Source organism: Francisella sp. 19X1-34 (assembly GCF_041102755.1).
GTDB lineage: Bacteria > Pseudomonadota > Gammaproteobacteria > Francisellales > Francisellaceae > Francisella.
Window position 1 is genome coordinate 24,720 of record NZ_JBGCTX010000011.1, and the last position, 19,021, is coordinate 43,740.

Below are 19,021 nucleotides of genomic sequence, written 5' to 3' on the forward strand. Positions count from 1 at the left end.
ACTATGTTTTTTTACCAAGTCTTTTTCTAAATCCATCAGCTAATCCACTAAAGCAGGCAGAAGAATTTTTAGCTCTAGGATAATGTAAACTGTATACAGTAATATAAATAAATGATTTACAGAAAATGATAAATCTTTCTCGTACAGATAAGGTTTTTTCTTTGTTATATATTGCTAAATAAATACCGTTTCTTATTAAATAATAATATCTAATATGACTCCTAACTTGATACTCTTTTTTTAAAATTTTTGCAGAGCCATCTCCCAAAAAGTGTTTTATAGAAATATTTGCATTGAATAATACCTTTAAATCGTTTTTTTCGGCTCTCCAGCACCATTCTAAATCAACATAATCTATAAAAAGTTCCTCATCCATTAAGCCAACTTTACTTATAGATGAAACATTGATTATTTTTCCTGAAGCAATAATATGTCTTACTTGATGAATTTCATTTTTAGGCTGTTTAAAACTTTTCATTCTAATACTTTTTATATAACCAGATTTCTCACCTGAATTGATATTTATAAAAGCTGGTCCAATAGCTGCAACATCGTTGTTAAAATATTTAATCATTTTAGAAAAATAGTTTTGAGGAAATAGACTATCTTGGTCTGATAGCAATATATAGTTATATTTTTCTTTTATTGCGCATTTTATACCAATATTTTGGGCATAAGCGATCCCCATATTATGTTTTAACTTATTTAAGCGAATGTTTTTCTTCAAACAAATGTTCTTAATGTCGACAATATTTAAACTATTGTTATCAACTACTAATATTTCATGTTCTATTTTAGTTGTATTTATATTTAATAAGCTCTCTAATAGGTTATTTAAACCTTTAATATTTGGATTATATGAGATAACGATAGATAATATTTTTAACATATAAAAGATGTTTTGATTTTATTAAGAGCTATTATACAATTATTATAAGTAAACTTCTCATAAAGAAAAGAGTAATGCTATTTTCAATGACAATTGTTATTCATAATTACAATGAAGAGCATGCGATAAATTTATTTAAAAGTTATAAGCATTCATGTAGCTTTTGTATAAATAAAATAGCAAACATAAATTTTGATCTATATATAGTTGATAACTCAAAAGATAATCTTTGTGAAGAAAGAGTGAGTCAGCTATGTTCAATATTAGGAATTAAGTATCAATATATAAAAGCTGAGAATAAAGGCTATGGACATGGCCATAATATAGTAATCAGTAAAATATCGAGTGATTATCATGTGATTTGTAATCCAGATATTATCTTATGTGAGGATTCATTATATCAGGCTATTTCTTTTATGGAGAAGAATCTAGAAGTTGGACAGTTAATCCCAGATATTTACAACTCCTTAGGAGAAAGGGAGTATCTTTGTAAAAGGAATCCAACATTTATGAATCAATTCTTAAGAAGATTTGCGCCAGAGTTTTTAAAAGTCAAAATGAGCAATAGTATGAATCATTATGTTTATTTAGATAAGGATTATAATAAGCCTATTGAAAATGTTGAATATGCTACAGGATGTTTTATGTTCTTTAGAACAGAGGTTTTGAATAATATAAATGGCTTTGATGAAAGGTATTTTCTTTATATGGAGGATGCTGATATAACTAGGGAGCTTCTTAGAATATCTAGTAATATTTATCTGCCCCAGTTTAAAGTAATTCATAATTGGGAAAGAGCTAGTTATAAATCAAAAAGAATGATGCTAATTGCTATAGTGTCTTACTTGAGATATTGGTTGAAATGGCGGGTGAAAAAATAATTTTAATTATATACGGTACTTATAGATGATAAATGTAACTAAAACATATTTGCCAAATAAAGAAAAATACAAAAGCTATGTTGATAGGATATATGAACAAGGATGGATAACAAATAATGGACCTTTAGTAAAAGAGCTTGAGCAACGTTTGGCTACCTATTTAGGAGTCAAAAATGTAGTTTTAGTAGCTAATGGAACTGTAGCGCTTGAAATAGCATATAGAACTTTAGGTTTAAAAGGGTTTGCAATTACTACACCATTTTCATTTGTTGCTACTACTAGTTCACTTATAACAAATAATATTCTTCCAATATTTGCAGATATAAATCCAAATACATTTAACATTGATACTGGTGAAATCTCAGGAGCTATTACTCAAAATACAAGTGCTATTGTGGCAACTCATGTATTTGGAACTCCTTGTGATGTTGAGGCTATAAAAAAAATAGCAGATCAAAATGACCTAAAGGTCGTATATGACGCAGCTCATGCTTTTGGTGTTAAATTTAAAGAGAAAAGTATCCTTAGTTATGGAGATATTAGTGCATTAAGCTTTCATGCTACTAAGATATTTCATTGTATCGAAGGTGGGGCGCTAATAATAAATGATGATGCTTTGGTACAGAAAGCTAGATACTTAATAAACTTCGGTTTTGAAAATGCCGAGTCTATTCCACATTTAGGTACTAATGCTAAGATGAATGAGTTTGAAGCTGCAATGGGGCTTTGTGTATTAGATGATATAGAAATAATACATAGTTCTAGAAAAGCTGTAACTCAAAAGTATAGAGTCGAGCTAGAGGGATTAGTAGAATTTCAAGAACCTAATCCTAATGCAACAATAAACTATAGTTATTTTCCGATACTGATGAAATCAGAAGAAGAGGTGAAAAAGGTTCAAAAAGCTTTGAATGAACAAGATATTTTTCCCAGAAGATATTTTTACCCATCATTAGATACTCTTAATTATATTGAACCAAAACAGCATATGCCTATATCTAGAGATATATCAAGAAGAATAATGTGCTTACCTCTTTATTCAGAACTAGATTGCTATACCCAGGATAGAATAATTGATATTATAAAAAAATCATTATGAAGAAAGTCATAGTTATATTTTCAGGATTTAATTTTAGAGCAGTTATAGCATTTATTAGGACTCTTGAAAAGAACAGTTTAGATTATGCTATTATAGCGAAATCAGAGAATGATGATATATTTAAGACTAAATATTATACAAAAGTGGAGTATGTCAGAAAAACAAAAGAGCTTAATTTAGATGATATTCTTAATGGTTTGAATATTATTAAAGAAAATAAAAAAGTAGTAGAATGTTTGATAGCTCCTTCTACTGAGGCATTAAATAGATTTTACCTTAATAATAGTGCTTTGTTTCATGGTGAAAATTACATTATGCCGCTTGTCAAAAAAAGAGAATATGAAAGGCTTTCAGATAAACTTGCTTTTAGCAAGCTCTGTCAAAAATATGGTATAAAGACTCCCTCTGAATATCTTCAACCAAGTGAAAAATATTTACCATTAGTTGCAAAACCTAAAAAGTATTTATCTTCAGGAGGGGTTATACATTCTCCCTATATAATTGATACAAAAGAGGAGTATCAGCAGTTTATAGAAAAAAATAATTTGGAGGATTTCTATTATCAGGAATATGTTAATGGAAGATGTATATATTTACTTTACTATTATGATAAGCAAGGGAATGTATTTAAACTATCTCAAGAAAACTATATCCAACAGGAACATGGAAAATCTATGATTTATGCAAAAACTTCAGATTTTCATGATAAAGAGATTTCAAGTAAGTTTGAGAGTCTATTTATAGATGAGAAGTTTCGTGGGTTAGTAATGGTAGAATTAAAAGTGGTTAATGATAGTTGTTATATGATTGAAGCAAATCCTAGGTTTTGGGGACCGTCTCAATTATTCGTTGACGCTAATTATAATTTTTTTGAGCTTTTATTATATGACTATGGTTATTTATGCTTTAATAAGGTTGATGCTAGTGATTTTAAAAATACAAAATACTTTTGGGATGATGGTATTAGCAATAATATAAGTTTAAGAAAAAAAATATCTTTTTATAACTACTCGGATAAGCTTTTTTTAGAGGAAAAAGATACTTTAAAGAGTATAGAGATTTTTAATAGAGAAGATACTAACAAGCTTTATGGGGGATGAAATGGATAAGCTAAAAGAATTAAAGAAAATGTATGAGTCTCAAAGTAAGCATTCTCAGTATCAGTTACTCTCAAATGATTTAAGTAAAATATTAAATATTAGTGATATTAGTATAAATTCAAGATATGAAAAGGAAAGATTAAACTTTATTTTAGAGAAAGTCGATTTAAAAAATAGGAAACTTTTAGATATAGGAGGTAATACCGGATATTTTAGTTTTGAAGCGTTAAGTTTTGGTGCTAAAAGTGTGACATATTATGAAGGGAATGAAAAACATGCTAATTTTGTTGAGTCAGCCGCAGATCTTTTAGCGGTCCAAGAAAAAATAACAATTCATAAAAAATATTATGATTTTGTAAACTCTGAAAAATATGATGCCACCTTATTGCTTAATGTTTTACACCATATTGGAGATGATTTTGGTGATGATAAGCTTTCTATTGAGAGAGCTAAGAAAGAGATGATTTCTCTATTATATAGGGCTTTAGAATCTAGCAAAATATTAATTTTTCAGTTGGGTTTTAACTGGAAAGGAGATCCTAAACTACCTTTATTCAAAGAGGGTACAAAAGAAGAATTGATAGAATTTATAACGAAAGGATTAAATCATAATTATAAGATAGAGATTGGTATTGCTGAGAAAATAGATAATCAGATTATCTATAAGAATTTGAATAAAAAAAATATTAGGAGAAATGATAGCTTAGGAGAGTTTTTAAATAGACCTATTTTTATAATTAGGGGGATTTAATTTTTTTATGAAAATGCTAGAAGAAGAAATAATTTCGAAATGGAAAGATATAGAGAATCCATTAGTAAGTATATGCTGTATTACTTATAATCATGAAAATTATATAGATTTAGCATTGAAAAGTTTTCTAATGCAAGAAACAGACTTTGCTTTTGAAATCTTAATTCACGACGATGCTTCAACTGATAATACAGTGAGTATTATTAAAAAATATGAAGAAAAATATCCTAATATAATAAAACCTATTTATCAAAATACCAATCAGTATTCTAAAGGAATCAGGATAAATCCAGTTTTTAACTTTAAAAGATCAGTAGGTAAGTATATTGCAATATGTGAAGGAGATGATTATTGGATTGACCCAAGAAAGTTAAGTATACAAGTAGAACTTATGAACAGATATGGCCAAGTACAAATTTCATTTCATAAGGCCCTTGAGGAATCTAAGAAAGGTAAAAAATATATATGTGATAATAAAAAAACAAAAATATTTTCTTTGGAAGATGTTATGCTTGGAGATGGAAGTTTTATGCCAACTGCTTCAATAATTTTTTTAAGGGAATGCATAGACAACTTTCCAAAATGGTTTTATACGAAGGCTCCAGTTGCCGATTATTTTATTCAAGTTTTTTGCTCGAAGAATAAAGGTGCATTATACATTAATCGTTGTATGAGTGTTTATAGAGTAGGACATAATGTTTCATGGACAGAATCAAATAAGGACTTTTATAAACAGTTAAAGCTAAAGTTAAATATTAATAAATGTTTAAAGTTTTTAATTAAAGAATGGAGTAAGGAGTATAAAAAAAATATTATATTAGCTATAAGAAAACATAAGAGAGATATGTTTAAATTAATAATTGTTGCATCATTAAGAAAGCTTAAACTATATGATTTTCTAAAAATATTTAAGATAAATAAAATTTAGTTAAAGAAAAAATATCGTTTATACTAAAGGTTTAGTATAAACGTTAAATAAAAATATACCTGGATTTTTATAGAGTTTTTTTTGGAGACTATAGGTTATGCAAGATATTATAACTATCATAATTCCTATTTATAATGTGGAAAAGTATTTAAGAAGATGCATTAATTCTGTTATAACTCAAACTTATGAAAATTTAGAAATAATCCTGGTAAACGATGGTTCTACAGACAATAGTCTTGTAATATGTCAACAGTATGAAAAAGAAGATAGTCGTATAAAAGTAATTAACAAAAAAAATGGTGGCTTATCGAGTTCAAGAAATGCAGCTTTGGATATTTGTACAGGTAAATATATTTCTTTTATAGATGGAGATGATTTTATTGATAGTAACTTTATTGAAAAACTATATACTGAAATAATTGCTAGCGAAGCAGACGTTACTATTTCAAGCATTGATAGAACAAGTAGTGATAAAGTAAAAGAAAATAACCATAGAATAAGAAAAGAGTTTATGGGGTATCAAGTTTTAGAACAGTTTTTTTTACAAGAAATATCATCAAGTGTCTGTGATAAGTTATATAAGCGAGAATTAATTGTTGAACATAGATTTAAAGAAAATCTTTTTTTAGAGGATATAGAGTTTAATAGTAAAGTTCTTTTAAATGCTCATAAAGCAGTTTTTACAAATGAGGTGAACTATTATCACTATGTGAGGAAGGGAAGTATTTTATATAATAGTCGAAAAAGAATTAATGATAAGCAATCTGAAGATGTTTTATACATATTTGGTTCATTAGAAAAATATTATATAAAAAAGAGCATTAAAATGGATATTTTTTATAAGTACTCTTTTAATGTTGTTGGGACATATCTGGTTTTGGGATTATTTTCTTTTTCGAGGAGACAGTTTAAGAAAATGTTATGTTACTATGATGCAATATTTTTACGCTTGCCTAAAGATAACAGTATCAAAATTAAATTAAAATATTTAATCTTTAGATATATGCCGTTTTTAGTGTGGTTAAGATATAGCTTTAAATTCTGGTTTGATCAAGTAAGATGAAAAAAACAGCATTTATTCTTGTTTTATTATCTTTATTATCTAAGCCATTAGGATTTATTCGACAGTTATTAATTTCGTATTTTTTTGGAGCTACGAATATCACAGATGCATATTTTATTGCATCATCAGCATTAGGAATAGCTTTGATATATTTCTCAGCAGTTTCTACTAGTTTTATTCCTACATATAATAAGATTCAGAAAGAGTCTGGAATAGTAAAAGCAAATGATTTTACAAATAAGTTGATTTCGATACAATTGTTGCTTTCTTTATTTATGGTTTTTTTAATATTTATATTTGCAGATTATTTTATAGTGTTGTTAGCATCTGGGTTTGATCAAAAAACTATAGAAATTGCTAAAAAATTCTTAATAATACTCTCACTATCTGCTCCACTTATTGTGATTTCAAATGAATTATCAAGTTTTCTAAATATAAAAGAAAGGTATATTCAAAAAGCTTTAGCGCAATATACAGGTCATATATTTATACTTTTTGTTATATTAGCAGGTTTGTTTTCATATTACTTGTTAGCAGTTGGACAGGTTTTTAGTTATTTTTTATTTTTACTTATATTATTAGTACTAAGCTATCGTCAAGGTTTATTTTTTAAAATAAAACTATCTTATGATGAGAATGTTCGTTATGCATTTATATTTGCATTCCCAGTAGTTTTAAATAATTCTATTGTTTTAATTAATCAAGTCGTGGATCAGAATATAGGCAGTAGGCTTGGAGAAGGAGTCATTTCTGCGATAAACTATTCAGCGAGTTTACAAGGAGTTTTAGTATTTGGAATTATCGATTTAATCTTGACTAATATTGCTTTTCCTAAGTTATCAAAGTTAGCCCAAAATGATAAGAGTGAGGCTGTGTTAGTTTATAATAAGATTCTAATAGCACTTGAATGTATTGTGATTCCTATTTCATTTTTATTTATTTTTTTTGCTAAAGATATTATTTCTTTTGTATATCTAAGAGGTGCCTTTGGAAGTATTGCTTTAGATAATACATCTACCGTATTATCAATTATATCAATAAGTTTTCCTTTTATGGCCTATAGTATGTTATGTACTAGAATGCTTTTTGCTTTTCATATAAGTAAGTTACTTATTATTCTATCTTTAGTAATAGTTATTTCAAATATTATCTTTAGTATAGTACTTTCATATTTTTTCGGTTTAGTTGGACTTATTTGTGGGACTGTTATCTCATCAATATTAGGGTCTTGTACTTCAGCAATAATTTTTAAATATAAAATTGCTAAAATAGAATTGAAAAAATTATTTTTAAAAATTTTTAAAATAGTTTTAGTATGTTTAATAATCGTTTATTTTGCTTATATTTTGAGAGAGCAAATGTTGCACTATTTCTCTAATGAGATAACGACTATGATTTACATTAGTGTTTCTGGATTGCTATATTTATTCTTGATTCAGGTAGTATCAATTGAGGAAGTTGTTATACTAAGAAAATCAGTTATTAATTATTTGCGGAGAAAAACTATAAATAAATGAAAACCTACATATTCGACTTAGATAATACACTTTATCCTTATAATAATGGTTTGTTTGATCAGCAAATGAAGAGAATGAGTGATTATATTAAACTTAAATTAAATATTTTAGATACTGAAAAAGCTAATGCAATCCGTGATGAGCTATACTATGAATTTGGTTCTACTATGCTTGGTATGATGCGTTATCATAATGTTGAGCCAAAAGAGTTTTTAGATTTTATAGATAATATTGAAATTGACCAGTTTAAGCCAAATGAACAATTAAACAATTATATAAATGATTTGAGAAAGAATTATAAAACATATATTTTTACTAATGCTTCTAACTTTCATACAGATAGAGTCTTAAAACAATTAGGCTTAGATGATAGTTTTGATGGGATATTAACTATTGAAGATACAGGTCTAGTTTCTAAGCCAAAAACAAAATATTTTAAAATTGGTGGAGATAAGTTCAATATTGATTTTACTAATGCTATTTTCTTTGAGGACTCATCACATAATTTAGTTCCAGCGAAGCATTTAGGGATGGAAACCGTATTAGTTCATGCAGATGATCAGAAGTCTGAAGCTAATTTCTATGACAATCAAGAGATAGATTATTATGTCCAAGATGTAGAATCTTTTTTTGAAGATAGATATATTGCTACCAGGAAGTAACAGTAATTTTTTTATTTAAACCGCAATTCATTTTGGATTTTATTTTTTCTAAGTTTTCAGAAGTTTGTAATCCAGATTTTGCATCAGAATACTGAATTACATGACTAGCATTAATTAGAGCAAATTTCATAGAGTCTTCAATGCTATTTCCTTTATAAATGTTTGCACAAAATGTTGAGCTAAATGCATCACCTGCTCCTAGTGTATTTAGAACATTTTTAATGCGTAATGATTCACTATGGTATATTTTGTCTTTAGTAGCAGCATAGACGCCATTTGCCCCATCTGTCACCATGATTAGCCTAACGCCAAGATCTAAACATATTTTGAAAAAGTCCTTTAATCTAAAAGTAGCATTTAAAAAGTCTCTACTATCTTGGGCATGAGTTGTTTCTAGCCTATCTTTTGATTCTGCAATATCTTGATCATCAGTAGAAAGTAACGAAAGCATAAGCTTTTGAGCTTCTTGGTAATTTAATACTAGTATGTCGATACCGAACATTGAGTCTTTTATAAAGCTTTCACCAACACTTAGTTGACTTGAGCCAGGGTTAATAGCTACTTTGGTATTATTCTCTGATGCAAGTTTAACTATCTCAGGTAGTCTAGCTGCTGAAGATTTACTTAAAGATGTTATATATATAAAGTCACTATCTATAATAGCTTGGGATGGTAGGTCATCTTTTAATATGTCTTTATTAGCCCCTCGATATGCAAATATGGTTCTATCGCCACTTAATGTTGGAATTACGTAAGATGTAGCTGTGCCATAATTGTTAGAGTATCTTATATTTGATATATCAATACCAAAGTCTTTTAGTTCTTGAGCTATTTTTTCACCAGTAATATCTTTACCTATTTTGCCAAAAAAACTAACATCAATTCCTTGCTTTTTGAAAGAAACAGCAGCATTAGTAGCACCACCACCAGAAAAAGAGTTATGTTCTTTTACCTCTATTTTTGCTCCTTCTTCTAATAGCATAAAAGATTGGGTTGTATCTTTTTTTTGCATGTTCATTGTAAACATTTCTTCATACTCAATAATGGTATCTAGTGTTGCACCACCAATAGCTAGGGCTTTAAGAGTTTTCATTTTAGATTTTGTGACTAAATAAATTATTTGCTAGATAGCATATCATCAAATAATAAATGCGTAAATATATTAAATACCTTAAAGATTTGAAAAAATAAACCTTTTTTATAGAAAAATTATTCATTAATTAGTATTATTCTAGCAAAATGTTATTTTACAACATAGTTTTTTATATATTATAAGGAGATTTTAAAAATGCCTTCTAAACCAGTTAAAAAGGATCATAGAGGATTTATTATGCCTATTGGTGGCGGGGAAGATAAATTTGCTAGTCCTACAGTGTTAGAGAAGTTTATAGAGTTATCAGGTGGTGAGAATGCTAAAATAGCTGTTATACCTACTGCATCTAAATTGCCAGATACGGGTGATATATATGTTGATATTTTTACAAAAATGGGTGTCAAAGATGTATATAACCTAAAAATTGAAACTCGTCTTGAGGCAACTACAAATAAAGAATATCAAGACTTACTTTCTCAGTGTACAGGTATATTTATGACCGGAGGTAACCAATTACTACTTTCTACAACATTAGGTGGTACACCAATAGCTCAACTTATCCGTAGATTAAATGCTAAGGGCGTTAATGTTGCAGGCACATCTGCAGGCGCTGCATTTATTTCTGGTTTTATGATTGCAGGTGGTCAAGCAGGGCTGATGCCTAGATGTAATATGGTTAATTTAGCTCCAGGTCTTGGTTTGACAAATAAGCTTTTAGTTGACCAACATTTTTCGCAAAGAGACAGATTAGGTAGACTTCTTGCTGCATTGTCATATAACCCATATATGGTAGGAGTTGGTATTGATGAGGATACAGCAGCATTACTAAACTCAGATAATGTTATTGAAGTTGTAGGCTCAGGCATGGTTACAATTATTGACTTCTCACATTTGAAGCATTCATCGTTACACAATGCGCGTAATAATGCACCAATTAGTTTGGTAGATATTCGTATGCATATGCTGTTAGAGGGGCAAAAATTTGATTTAAATACCTGCTTAGTTGAATACTAATCGTAAAAATTCTTTTATAATTCCTATAAGTCAATCAGACTATATTTTATTAATATAATTAATTACCAATCAAATAGGATGAAATATGCAAAAAATTATAATTCATGGTGGTTGTGGCGCTAGGGAAGATAAAAATACCTCTTTTGTTGATTATCATCAACACTTATTACCTATCATTGAAAAATCTTATGAGTTTCTTAAGCAAGTTGATGATGCTAACCAAGTAGCAGTATTTGCAGCTAAGCTTTTAGAAGATGATGAGATTTTTAATGCAGGTACCGGCTCTAGAGTGCAGCAAGATGGACAAATAAGGATGTCTGCTTCTATAATTGATAGTCAAAATAAGAAGTTTGCTGGAGTAATTAATATTCAGAATATTAAAAATCCGATTGAAGTTGCAAATAGGTTAATGCAACAGCATCATAGTGTATTAGCAGCTGAGCAAGCTACTGTATTTGCTCATGATGTTATGCAACTTCCTAAATACGACCCTATGACAGAAAAAAGATATCAAGAGTATCTTGAGCTTAAGAGAGGTTATACTGGAACGATTGGTGTTGTAGTTTTAGACTCTAAAGGAAAGATATGTGCTGTAACTTCAACAGGTGGTGCAGGGTTTGAATATCCTGGTCGTGTAGGAGATAGTCCAACAGTCGCTGGTAACTTTGCAAATGATAGTATGGGTATATCATGTACTGGTATCGGAGAGCATATCTTAAATCAAGCAGTGGGTGCTAAGATTGCAATAAGGGTAAAAGATGGTATGACTTTATCTGATGCTATAGATAAATCAATAGTCGAAAGTGATGAATTAGGTGATTATGTTGGCCTTATAGCCATTGATAAAAAAGGTAATATTTGCTCTGGTTCTACATCCATTGCACAGGCCTTGTATGCCTATGCAGATGGTGAAAAGATAAAAACTTTTTATGATGAAAAAATCTTGTAAAAATATGTTGACTTAACAGCAAGAGTAAGTAATAATATACGTCATTGGCCTGATAGCTCAGTCGGTAGAGCAGAGGATTGAAAATCCTCGTGTCGGTGGTTCGATTCCGCCTCAGGCCACCATTAAAATATAAAATTGTCGGAGCATAGCGCAGCTTGGTAGCGCATCTGGTTTGGGACCAGAGGGTCGGGGGTTCAAATCCCTCTGCTCCGACCATTTTTTGTGCGTCCGTAGCTCATCTGGATAGAGCATCGGCCTTCTAAGCCGAGGGTAGCAGGTTCGAATCCTGCCGGACGTGCCATTATAAATTAGAATTTGTAATGGTGGTTGTAGCTCAGTTGGTAGAGCCCCGGATTGTGATTCCGGTTGTCGTGGGTTCAAGTCCCATCAATCACCCCAGATATTGCGGACGTGGCGAAATTGGTAGACGCACTGGATTTAGGTTCCAGCGGGCAACCGTGGGAGTTCGAGTCTCCCCGTCCGCACCACACTTTATTTTACTATAATATAAATTTATCTTGCAAAGATTCGTGCTAAAGTATAAAGTACAGTTTTGATATAATTCCTTATTTTTTATTTGATGAATAAACTTTCAAAAAAACATATTATATTTGCTTCAGCTAGTACTATAGTAGAGTGGTATGATTTTATGCTCTTTGCGTATTTGACACCTGTTATTGCACATATATTTTTCCCTGCTATTAATAAGTATGCCGCAATATTGATGACTTTTGGGGTTTTTGCTGCTGGCTTTTTTATGGGACCTGTTGGAAGTGTTGTAATGGGAAGTTTTGGTGATAGGCTTGGAAGGAAAAAAGCTTTGATTGCATCAATCGTTATGATGATAGTGCCAATGTTTATTATTACTTGTTTACCAACATATAGTAGCATAGGAGTTTTAGCACCTATTATATTGGTCCTTATGAGACTTCTACAAGGTTTTTCGATTGGAGGATCTTATGGGGGGGTTATGGTTTTTATGATTGAGTCTGCTAAACCTAATCGAAGAGCTTTTGTAGCAAGCTTTGCTACTATGTCATCAGGTTCAGGAGTATTCTTGGCATCTTTGGTTGCTATGTTAATATTTGGAATATTTAGTCAAGAAAGTTTAAATCTATGGGGATGGAGAGTCGGTTATGCTATAGGACTTATTTTAGCGCTAATTTCATTGTTTATGAGGCTATCGATTCCAGAAAGTTATTCTTTTGAAGAGCTGGAAAAAAAAGGTGAGATATGTAGTAAACCTGTTAGAGAGATGTTTAAAAAGCAAGCAAAACCATTGTTTTTAGCTATCTCATTGTCAGCGTATGCAAATATTATTTATTATTTAGTTCTTTCATATTTACAATCACATTTTACAGAGTTACATTATTCTGAATTTGACTCTTTAGCTACGGTTACTATCTTTAGTCTACTATTCTCATTTTCAGCACCATTATGGGGATTTATAAGTGATTGTATCGGCAGAAAACCTTTAATAAAATTTTCTATACTTACTTATCTTTTTCTATCATACCCTAGTTTTATAATAATGGAGCAAGGATTGTATGGTCCAGTTATTTCAATGATAATTTTAAGTGTTCCTTTAATGGCTGTTTGGGGATCTTATGGAGCTTTTGCACCTGAATTATTTAAAACAAAATATCGTTATAGTGGTAATGCGCTAAGCTATAATATTGGCAATTCATTTTTTGGTGGTACGATACCTTTTATTGCAACATCTCTAGTAGTTTCAACTGGAAGTTTACAAGCGCCAGCATGGCTTTTAATCGTAGCATCAGTCGTTATGATTCCTATAGTACATTGTATGCCAGAAACTAAATAAGAGTTACTATATTAAAGTGCGGAGTTAATTTGGAGGCTTTGTATAAAAAAAATTAAATGCTATACTTCATGGTAGATGTCTTAGCTAAATAGGTGACTAATTTGGATTTCTGGTTGATTATAGGCGTTTTTGTAATTTTATGTTTATATCTAATAATCGAGAATATAGTTCATAATATTAGTATTAAAAGCATTCCAGTTAGGATTCATGTTAATGGAACTAGGGGTAAATCTAGCGTTGCTAGGCTTATTGCTGCTGGGGTTAGAGCTGGTGGATATACGACTGTGGCAAAAACTACGGGGACATTGGCCAGGTATATCGATGTTGATGGTTCAGAGACTCCTGTTTTTAGAATAGGCTTTAGTAATATTGCAGAGCAAGTCAAAATTATGTTTAAGGCAAGAAGGGCAAAAGCTGATGCTATTATTATTGAATGTATGGCATTACAACCTTTATTACAATCCTTATGTGAACTTAAGTTGATAAAGGCAACACACGGTGTATTAACAAATGCGCGTCCTGATCATTTAGATGTTATGGGCCCAACAGAAAGAGATGTTGCTAAAGCATTAGCAGGAACAGTTCCTGTTAACTCTAAATATTTTACAGCTGAAGATATTCATTTGGATTTCTTTGATTATGCTTGTAAAGATAGAAATACTCAGTTAATAGCAGCAACAGCAGATGATGCTGAAAAGATATCAGATGATGAAATTAATAAGTTTGTATATTCAGAATTTAAGATAAATGTTGCCTTAGCTTTAAAGATTACAGATGATCTTGGTATTCCTCGAGAAACTGCTCTTAAGGGTATGTGGGAAGCAACTCCAGATCCTGGAGCAATGACCGAATATAATTTTGATATTAAAGATTCACAAATGAATTTTGCTAATGCGTTTGCCGCAAATGATCCTGTATCTACAAAAATGCTTTGGGATAAGCTATATGAAAAGTATAGAGATTGTGAAAAGAAAGTTCTTGTTGTAAATTGTAGAGCAGATAGAGAAGATAGATCTAAACAAATAGCCGAGGCTATATTAGGTTGGGAGAAACCTGACTTAGTTACTCTTATAGGTACAGGGACTGATGTTTTTGTATCTTTTTATAAAAAATATGCTAAATCTTTGGGTACAGAAACTACTGTAGTAATTGTGTGTGAGGGCATGAAACCTTTAGAGATTCTTGAAAAGGTTTACTCTACACAGAATGCTAAATCGTATATGCTTGTAGGAGTAGGTAATATTAAAGATATAGGTATGGATTTAGTAGATTATTGTGATCAAAGTCATAAAAGTAAGCATGATTTATAATTTTTAGAATATACATAGGAGAAAATATGGATCCATTAACGCTCTCGATAGGAATTGGTCTAATAGTTGGGCTGGTTTTTGTATCACTTTTAGGTTTATCTACAGGCGGTATGGTAGTACCGGGATATTTTGCTTTAGAAATGGGAGCTCCTGATAGGGTAATAGTTACTATTTTAATATCAATAATAATATTCGGTATAGTTAGATTGATGTCGAAGTTTATGATTATATATGGTAGAAGAAGAATTGCTATTACAGTGCTATTATCTTTCATCTTGGGGACTATATGTAACGTTTTGTTTTCACAATATCTAACTACTAGTTTTTACTCTAATAACCTTCAGGTAATAGGATATATTATTCCAGGACTTATAACTTTATCTATAGATAGACAAGGACTTATTGAAACAATAGGTTCTTTATTGATAGCTTCTATTGTTATACGTTTATTATTAATAGTTTTAATTGGACCTCAAATAGTAGGGATATAGTATGAAAACGATGTATTGGCACCGTAAATTTTTATCGCGTTATATAATTCTATTTTTAACAGTATTTATGATTATTTCATTATATATAGTTGAAGGTAATTTAGTAGTTGAAACAAAAGGATATACGCAGAAGCTACAAGCAGCAAAAATGGCAGATGATGCATTTGAATTAACAGAAAGAGACTTTATGTCAAAAGGTTATTTGTGTCCAAGAATGGGAGATATTTCTTGTACTGGACTAATAGGTTTATCAATGACAGAAATTACTACAGATTCTGGCGACTTATATGCTAAAAGATCTTCAGTGAACCCTAATATGGCAGCACTTTTTGTTGACTGGTTAAGTAAACTTAACTTAAAAGAAGGTGATACTGTTGCTTTACAAGAGACTGGCTCTTATCCAGCTTTAGATATAGCAATGCTGTCTGCTATAAAGACATTAAAGTTAAAACCTTTGATTATCTTCTCAGCCGGAGCATCTCAGTTTGGCGCAAATAGACCAGATTTTACTTGGCCAGATATTTATCATAATTTAGTTGAGAAGGGGCTTTTTGATTATAAGATATTAGGTGTAACTTTAGGTGGGTCGCATGATAATGGTTATGGTATGACTCCTAGAGCTATTTTAAAACTTAATGATGCAATTAAGAGAAACGGTTATGAGGTGATTAATATACCTTATAAAGATGCTACTAATACTTCCGTTAAAAAACGCATGGAGATTTATAAGAAAGCAGCGGGTAATAATAAAATTAAAGCCTATATAAATGTAGGTGGTAATATGGCATCAATAGGTCTTAAACAAATTAAGCCTAAAGTAGCTGATGAAAAAGATAAAAAAGATAGTAAAGTATCAAAGACTGATAGCTCTGATAAAAAGATGATTAAATTACATAGTTTTCCTGCTGGGGTTACAAAAAGCTTACCTCCTGAGTATAAATATGTGAATTCTGTTGCAGTTAATTATTTAAAGGATAGTGTGCCAGTTGTAAATGTTAGAGATATAAATAGTTCAATAATTAAAGACTACGGCTTAGCATATAATCCTACTACAGTTGTACCTCCTGGACAAGGTGCAGTTTTCTCTCAGAAAAAATATAATACAGCTTTAGCTGCTATATTGTTAATTATTGATATTGCTTTAATAATTTTTATGGCATTTATTTCAAGAAAATATCTAATTTCTTTTAAAACAAAGTAGTTATAAATTGCTTTGATTTTTAATTCAATTTATCATTTAGCTAATATATATCAATTTTTTAGTTAATATGTTTTGTTACTATAATCTTAATAAGCTTATTTCAAATTATCTACCAGATGAAGAAAGGCAAAAGATCTCAAAAGCCTTTATATTTGGTGCGGATGCTCATGAAACGCAAGTACGAAGCTCAGGTGAGCCATATTTTACTCATCCAGTAGCTGTAGCATGTATATTAGCTGAGCTTAAGATGGATGTTGATACGGTTATTGCTGCACTATTACATGATGTTGTTGAAGATACAGAATACACAGCAGAGGATATATCTGAGCGCTTTGGTGAGAAAGTTGCTCAGCTTGTAGAAGGTGTAACTAAACTTACTCAGATTCGTCATAAAAATAAAGTAGAACAGCAAGCAGAGAATTTTCGTAAATTACTTTTATCAGTAACAAAAGATGTTCGAGTTATTTTTATAAAACTAGCTGATAGATTGCATAATATGCGAACTTTAGCGCCTTTGAAACCTGAGAAGAAAAGAAGAGTATCTAAAGAAACATTAGATGTGTTTGCACCTCTAGCTCATAGATTAGGTATTAATACTTTAAAAGAGCAACTAGAGACACTTGCATTTGAAGGAATGCATCCTTATCGATATCATATATTAGAAGAAAAAGTTAAAAAAGTAGAAAAAAATAAAGAGAAGGTTTTTTATCAGGTAAAAGAAGCTTTAATTGAAAAGTTGGGCGACTTAGTTACCTCTGATGATATAAAATCTAGAAAAAAAACTTTATATAGTATTTATAATAAAATGCGTAAAAAAGGTATTTCTTTTGATGAGATTATGGATATGTACGCATATAAAGTTATAGTTCCTAGTAGGATTGATTGTTATGTTGCATTAGGCAAGGTTCATGAATTGTATAAGCCAATTCCTCAAAGGTTTAAAGATTATATAGCCACACCAAAAGCAAATGGTTATAGATCGATACATACTGTTGTTTCAGGACCATATAATATCCCCTTAGAGATACAAATTAAAACTGAACAAATGGATCGTCAAGCCGAGTATGGTATTGCGGCTCATTGGAGTTATAAGATAGGAGAGAAAACGGATAAAGCTTTACAAAGGTGGCTCAAAAAAATATCTGATATTAATGTTTATACTGCTAGCTCAGTTGAGTTTTTAGAAAATGTTAAAGCAGATGTCTTTAATAATGATGTTTTTGTATTTACTCCTCAAGGGGAAATTGTTGAACTTCCTATAAACTCAACATGTGTTGATTTTGCTTACTTTATACATACAGATATAGGAAATAAGTGTATTTCTGCTAAAGTAAATAGAAAAGCAGTTCCTCTTAACTATAGGCTTAAACAAGGTGATCATGTTGAGATAATTACTTCAGCAGTAGCTGATCCTAATCCTAGTTGGCTGAATTTTGTTGAAACAGGTAGGGCAAAATCTGCAATTAAAGAATTTTTAAAACAGCAGTATAAAAATACAGATTATATAAAAGGTAAAGAACTGGTTGAGAGTCGACTTAAGTCTCTAGAAGTGGAATTAAAGGAAGTACCGAATGAGATTATAGATGGTGCATTATTTAATTATGAAGGTATTGATACTGTAAATCGTTTTTATTTGGATACAGGTTTAGGGTTAATAGACCCAAGTAACTTTATAGAGTTTGTCTCTAAGTATTTTGATGATATGCGTAACTCATATAACAAATCTTTTGTGTCAAAAATTCAAATTCGATATGGAGATGACCCTCGTATAGCAGATTGTTGTTTACCGCTACCAAATGATGAAATTTTAGGAGTTGTTAATGATGATGGTAATATTGAAGTGCATAGAAAAAGTTGTAATGAGCTATATGCAAAACTTAAGCAAGAAGATATTAAAAAGATAGAAGCGGATTGGTTTGTAAATAGTGATGATGATCCAAGCTTTAAAACTCGTATAGCAATTACTTTGAAAAACATACCAGGGTCAATTGCAAAAATTACAGCAACATTAGCTAGAGAAGGTGTCGATATTAGAACCTTTGAAATGATGTCTGTGGATAATAAGCATGCAAAATTAGCCTCTATTGTTGTTGTTAGAAATAGGCGAGAACTTTATCTATTAATTCGTTTGATAAGAAAGTTAGATACTTGCGAAAATGTAGAAAGAATCCGGGTCTTTACAGATAATTGTGTAAATTTTAATTAGGTTATATATTTTAAATATAACAATAAGGGATTTACAGAATGT

17 protein-coding genes and 5 tRNA genes are annotated in these 19,021 nt (G+C 30.3%); 20 read left to right on the forward strand and 2 right to left on the reverse strand.

The genetic code is table 11. From position 1 onward, the window contains the following. Position 1: 1 nt before the first annotated feature. On the reverse strand, positions 2-889 hold the full coding sequence (locus AB8E56_RS02970; protein WP_329477815.1) for a glycosyltransferase family 2 protein: 888 nt from the start codon (positions 887-889) through the stop codon (positions 2-4). 86 nt (positions 890-975) lie between these two features. Between AB8E56_RS02970 and AB8E56_RS02975 the strand changes: the two genes are divergently transcribed. The 8 genes from AB8E56_RS02975 (at position 976) to AB8E56_RS03010 (ending at position 8,890) form a co-directional block, all read left to right on the forward strand. Beyond that, positions 976-1,770 carry a glycosyltransferase gene (locus AB8E56_RS02975; protein ID WP_329477817.1) on the forward strand — a complete coding sequence of 265 codons (795 nt, stop codon included), beginning with the start codon at positions 976-978 and terminating at the stop codon, positions 1,768-1,770. A 25-nt stretch (positions 1,771-1,795) separates the two neighbouring features. Then, complete coding sequence (locus AB8E56_RS02980) at positions 1,796-2,869, forward strand: DegT/DnrJ/EryC1/StrS family aminotransferase (RefSeq protein WP_329477819.1); 1,074 nt, start codon at positions 1,796-1,798, stop codon at positions 2,867-2,869. Continuing rightward, the gene (locus AB8E56_RS02985) at positions 2,866-3,969 is read left to right on the forward strand and encodes an ATP-grasp domain-containing protein (protein WP_329477821.1); all 1,104 of its coding nucleotides are present in this window, start codon (positions 2,866-2,868) and stop codon (positions 3,967-3,969) included. Before AB8E56_RS02980 ends, AB8E56_RS02985 begins: the two co-directional genes overlap by 4 nt. 1 nt (position 3,970) lies before the next feature. Then, complete coding sequence (locus AB8E56_RS02990) at positions 3,971-4,720, forward strand: class I SAM-dependent methyltransferase (RefSeq protein ID WP_329477823.1); 750 nt, start codon at positions 3,971-3,973, stop codon at positions 4,718-4,720. 7 nt (positions 4,721-4,727) lie between these two features. Then, the gene (locus AB8E56_RS02995) at positions 4,728-5,648 is read left to right on the forward strand and encodes a glycosyltransferase (protein WP_329477825.1); all 921 of its coding nucleotides are present in this window, start codon (positions 4,728-4,730) and stop codon (positions 5,646-5,648) included. Between the two features lie 97 nt (positions 5,649-5,745). After that, positions 5,746-6,711, forward strand: coding sequence for a glycosyltransferase family 2 protein (locus AB8E56_RS03000; protein ID WP_329477827.1), 966 nt, complete (start codon positions 5,746-5,748; stop codon positions 6,709-6,711). Continuing rightward, a complete protein-coding gene (gene murJ / locus AB8E56_RS03005) occupies positions 6,708-8,228 on the forward strand; it encodes a lipid II flippase MurJ (protein WP_329477830.1) in 1,521 nt (506 codons plus the stop codon). Before AB8E56_RS03000 ends, murJ begins: the two co-directional genes overlap by 4 nt. Next, entirely contained in the window at positions 8,225-8,890 is a 666-nt protein-coding gene (locus AB8E56_RS03010) for a pyrimidine 5'-nucleotidase (protein WP_329477832.1), read from the forward strand. The genes murJ and AB8E56_RS03010 overlap by 4 nt, the downstream gene beginning before the upstream one ends. On the opposite strand, the gene AB8E56_RS03015 is transcribed toward AB8E56_RS03010, so the two are convergent. Next, positions 8,877-9,983, reverse strand: coding sequence for a carbohydrate kinase family protein (locus AB8E56_RS03015; protein WP_329477834.1), 1,107 nt, complete (start codon positions 9,981-9,983; stop codon positions 8,877-8,879). The two genes, AB8E56_RS03010 and AB8E56_RS03015, sit on opposite strands and share 14 nt — an antisense overlap. Positions 9,984-10,178: 195 nt before the next feature. Here AB8E56_RS03015 and AB8E56_RS03020 point away from each other — a divergent pair, with 195 nt between their 5' ends. The 12 genes from AB8E56_RS03020 to AB8E56_RS03075 all read left to right on the forward strand — a co-directional run bounded on the left by AB8E56_RS03020 (position 10,179) and on the right by AB8E56_RS03075 (position 18,979). Then, positions 10,179-10,997 carry a cyanophycinase gene (locus AB8E56_RS03020; protein WP_329477836.1) on the forward strand — a complete coding sequence of 273 codons (819 nt, stop codon included), beginning with the start codon at positions 10,179-10,181 and terminating at the stop codon, positions 10,995-10,997. Positions 10,998-11,082: 85 nt separating this feature from the next. After that, the gene (locus AB8E56_RS03025) at positions 11,083-11,946 is read left to right on the forward strand and encodes an isoaspartyl peptidase/L-asparaginase (protein ID WP_329477838.1); all 864 of its coding nucleotides are present in this window, start codon (positions 11,083-11,085) and stop codon (positions 11,944-11,946) included. A gap of 46 nt (positions 11,947-11,992) precedes the next feature. Next, positions 11,993-12,068 (forward strand) — tRNA-Phe (locus AB8E56_RS03030). Positions 12,069-12,085: 17 nt separating this feature from the next. Continuing rightward, positions 12,086-12,162, forward strand: a tRNA-Pro gene (locus tag AB8E56_RS03035). An 8-nt stretch (positions 12,163-12,170) separates the two neighbouring features. Continuing rightward, positions 12,171-12,247 (forward strand) — tRNA-Arg (locus AB8E56_RS03040). Positions 12,248-12,269: 22 nt separating this feature from the next. Continuing rightward, positions 12,270-12,345: transfer RNA gene (locus tag AB8E56_RS03045), tRNA-His, on the forward strand. Between the two features lie 6 nt (positions 12,346-12,351). After that, positions 12,352-12,434: transfer RNA gene (locus AB8E56_RS03050), tRNA-Leu, on the forward strand. A gap of 92 nt (positions 12,435-12,526) precedes the next feature. Further along, a complete protein-coding gene (locus AB8E56_RS03055; protein ID WP_329477840.1) occupies positions 12,527-13,771 on the forward strand; it encodes an MFS transporter in 1,245 nt (414 codons plus the stop codon). A gap of 92 nt (positions 13,772-13,863) precedes the next feature. Next, positions 13,864-15,081: a poly-gamma-glutamate synthase PgsB gene (gene pgsB, locus AB8E56_RS03060; RefSeq protein WP_329477842.1), complete on the forward strand. Its 1,218-nt coding sequence runs from the start codon at positions 13,864-13,866 to the stop codon at positions 15,079-15,081. A gap of 26 nt (positions 15,082-15,107) precedes the next feature. Beyond that, positions 15,108-15,572, forward strand: coding sequence for a poly-gamma-glutamate biosynthesis protein PgsC (gene pgsC, locus AB8E56_RS03065; RefSeq protein ID WP_329477844.1), 465 nt, complete (start codon positions 15,108-15,110; stop codon positions 15,570-15,572). A gap of 1 nt (position 15,573) precedes the next feature. Further along, the gene (pgsW, locus tag AB8E56_RS03070; protein ID WP_329477846.1) at positions 15,574-16,773 is read left to right on the forward strand and encodes a poly-gamma-glutamate system protein; all 1,200 of its coding nucleotides are present in this window, start codon (positions 15,574-15,576) and stop codon (positions 16,771-16,773) included. A gap of 67 nt (positions 16,774-16,840) precedes the next feature. Continuing rightward, positions 16,841-18,979, forward strand: a complete 2,139-nt coding sequence (locus AB8E56_RS03075; protein WP_329477848.1) for a bifunctional (p)ppGpp synthetase/guanosine-3',5'-bis(diphosphate) 3'-pyrophosphohydrolase — start codon at positions 16,841-16,843, stop codon at positions 18,977-18,979. Positions 18,980-19,021 lie beyond the last annotated feature (42 nt).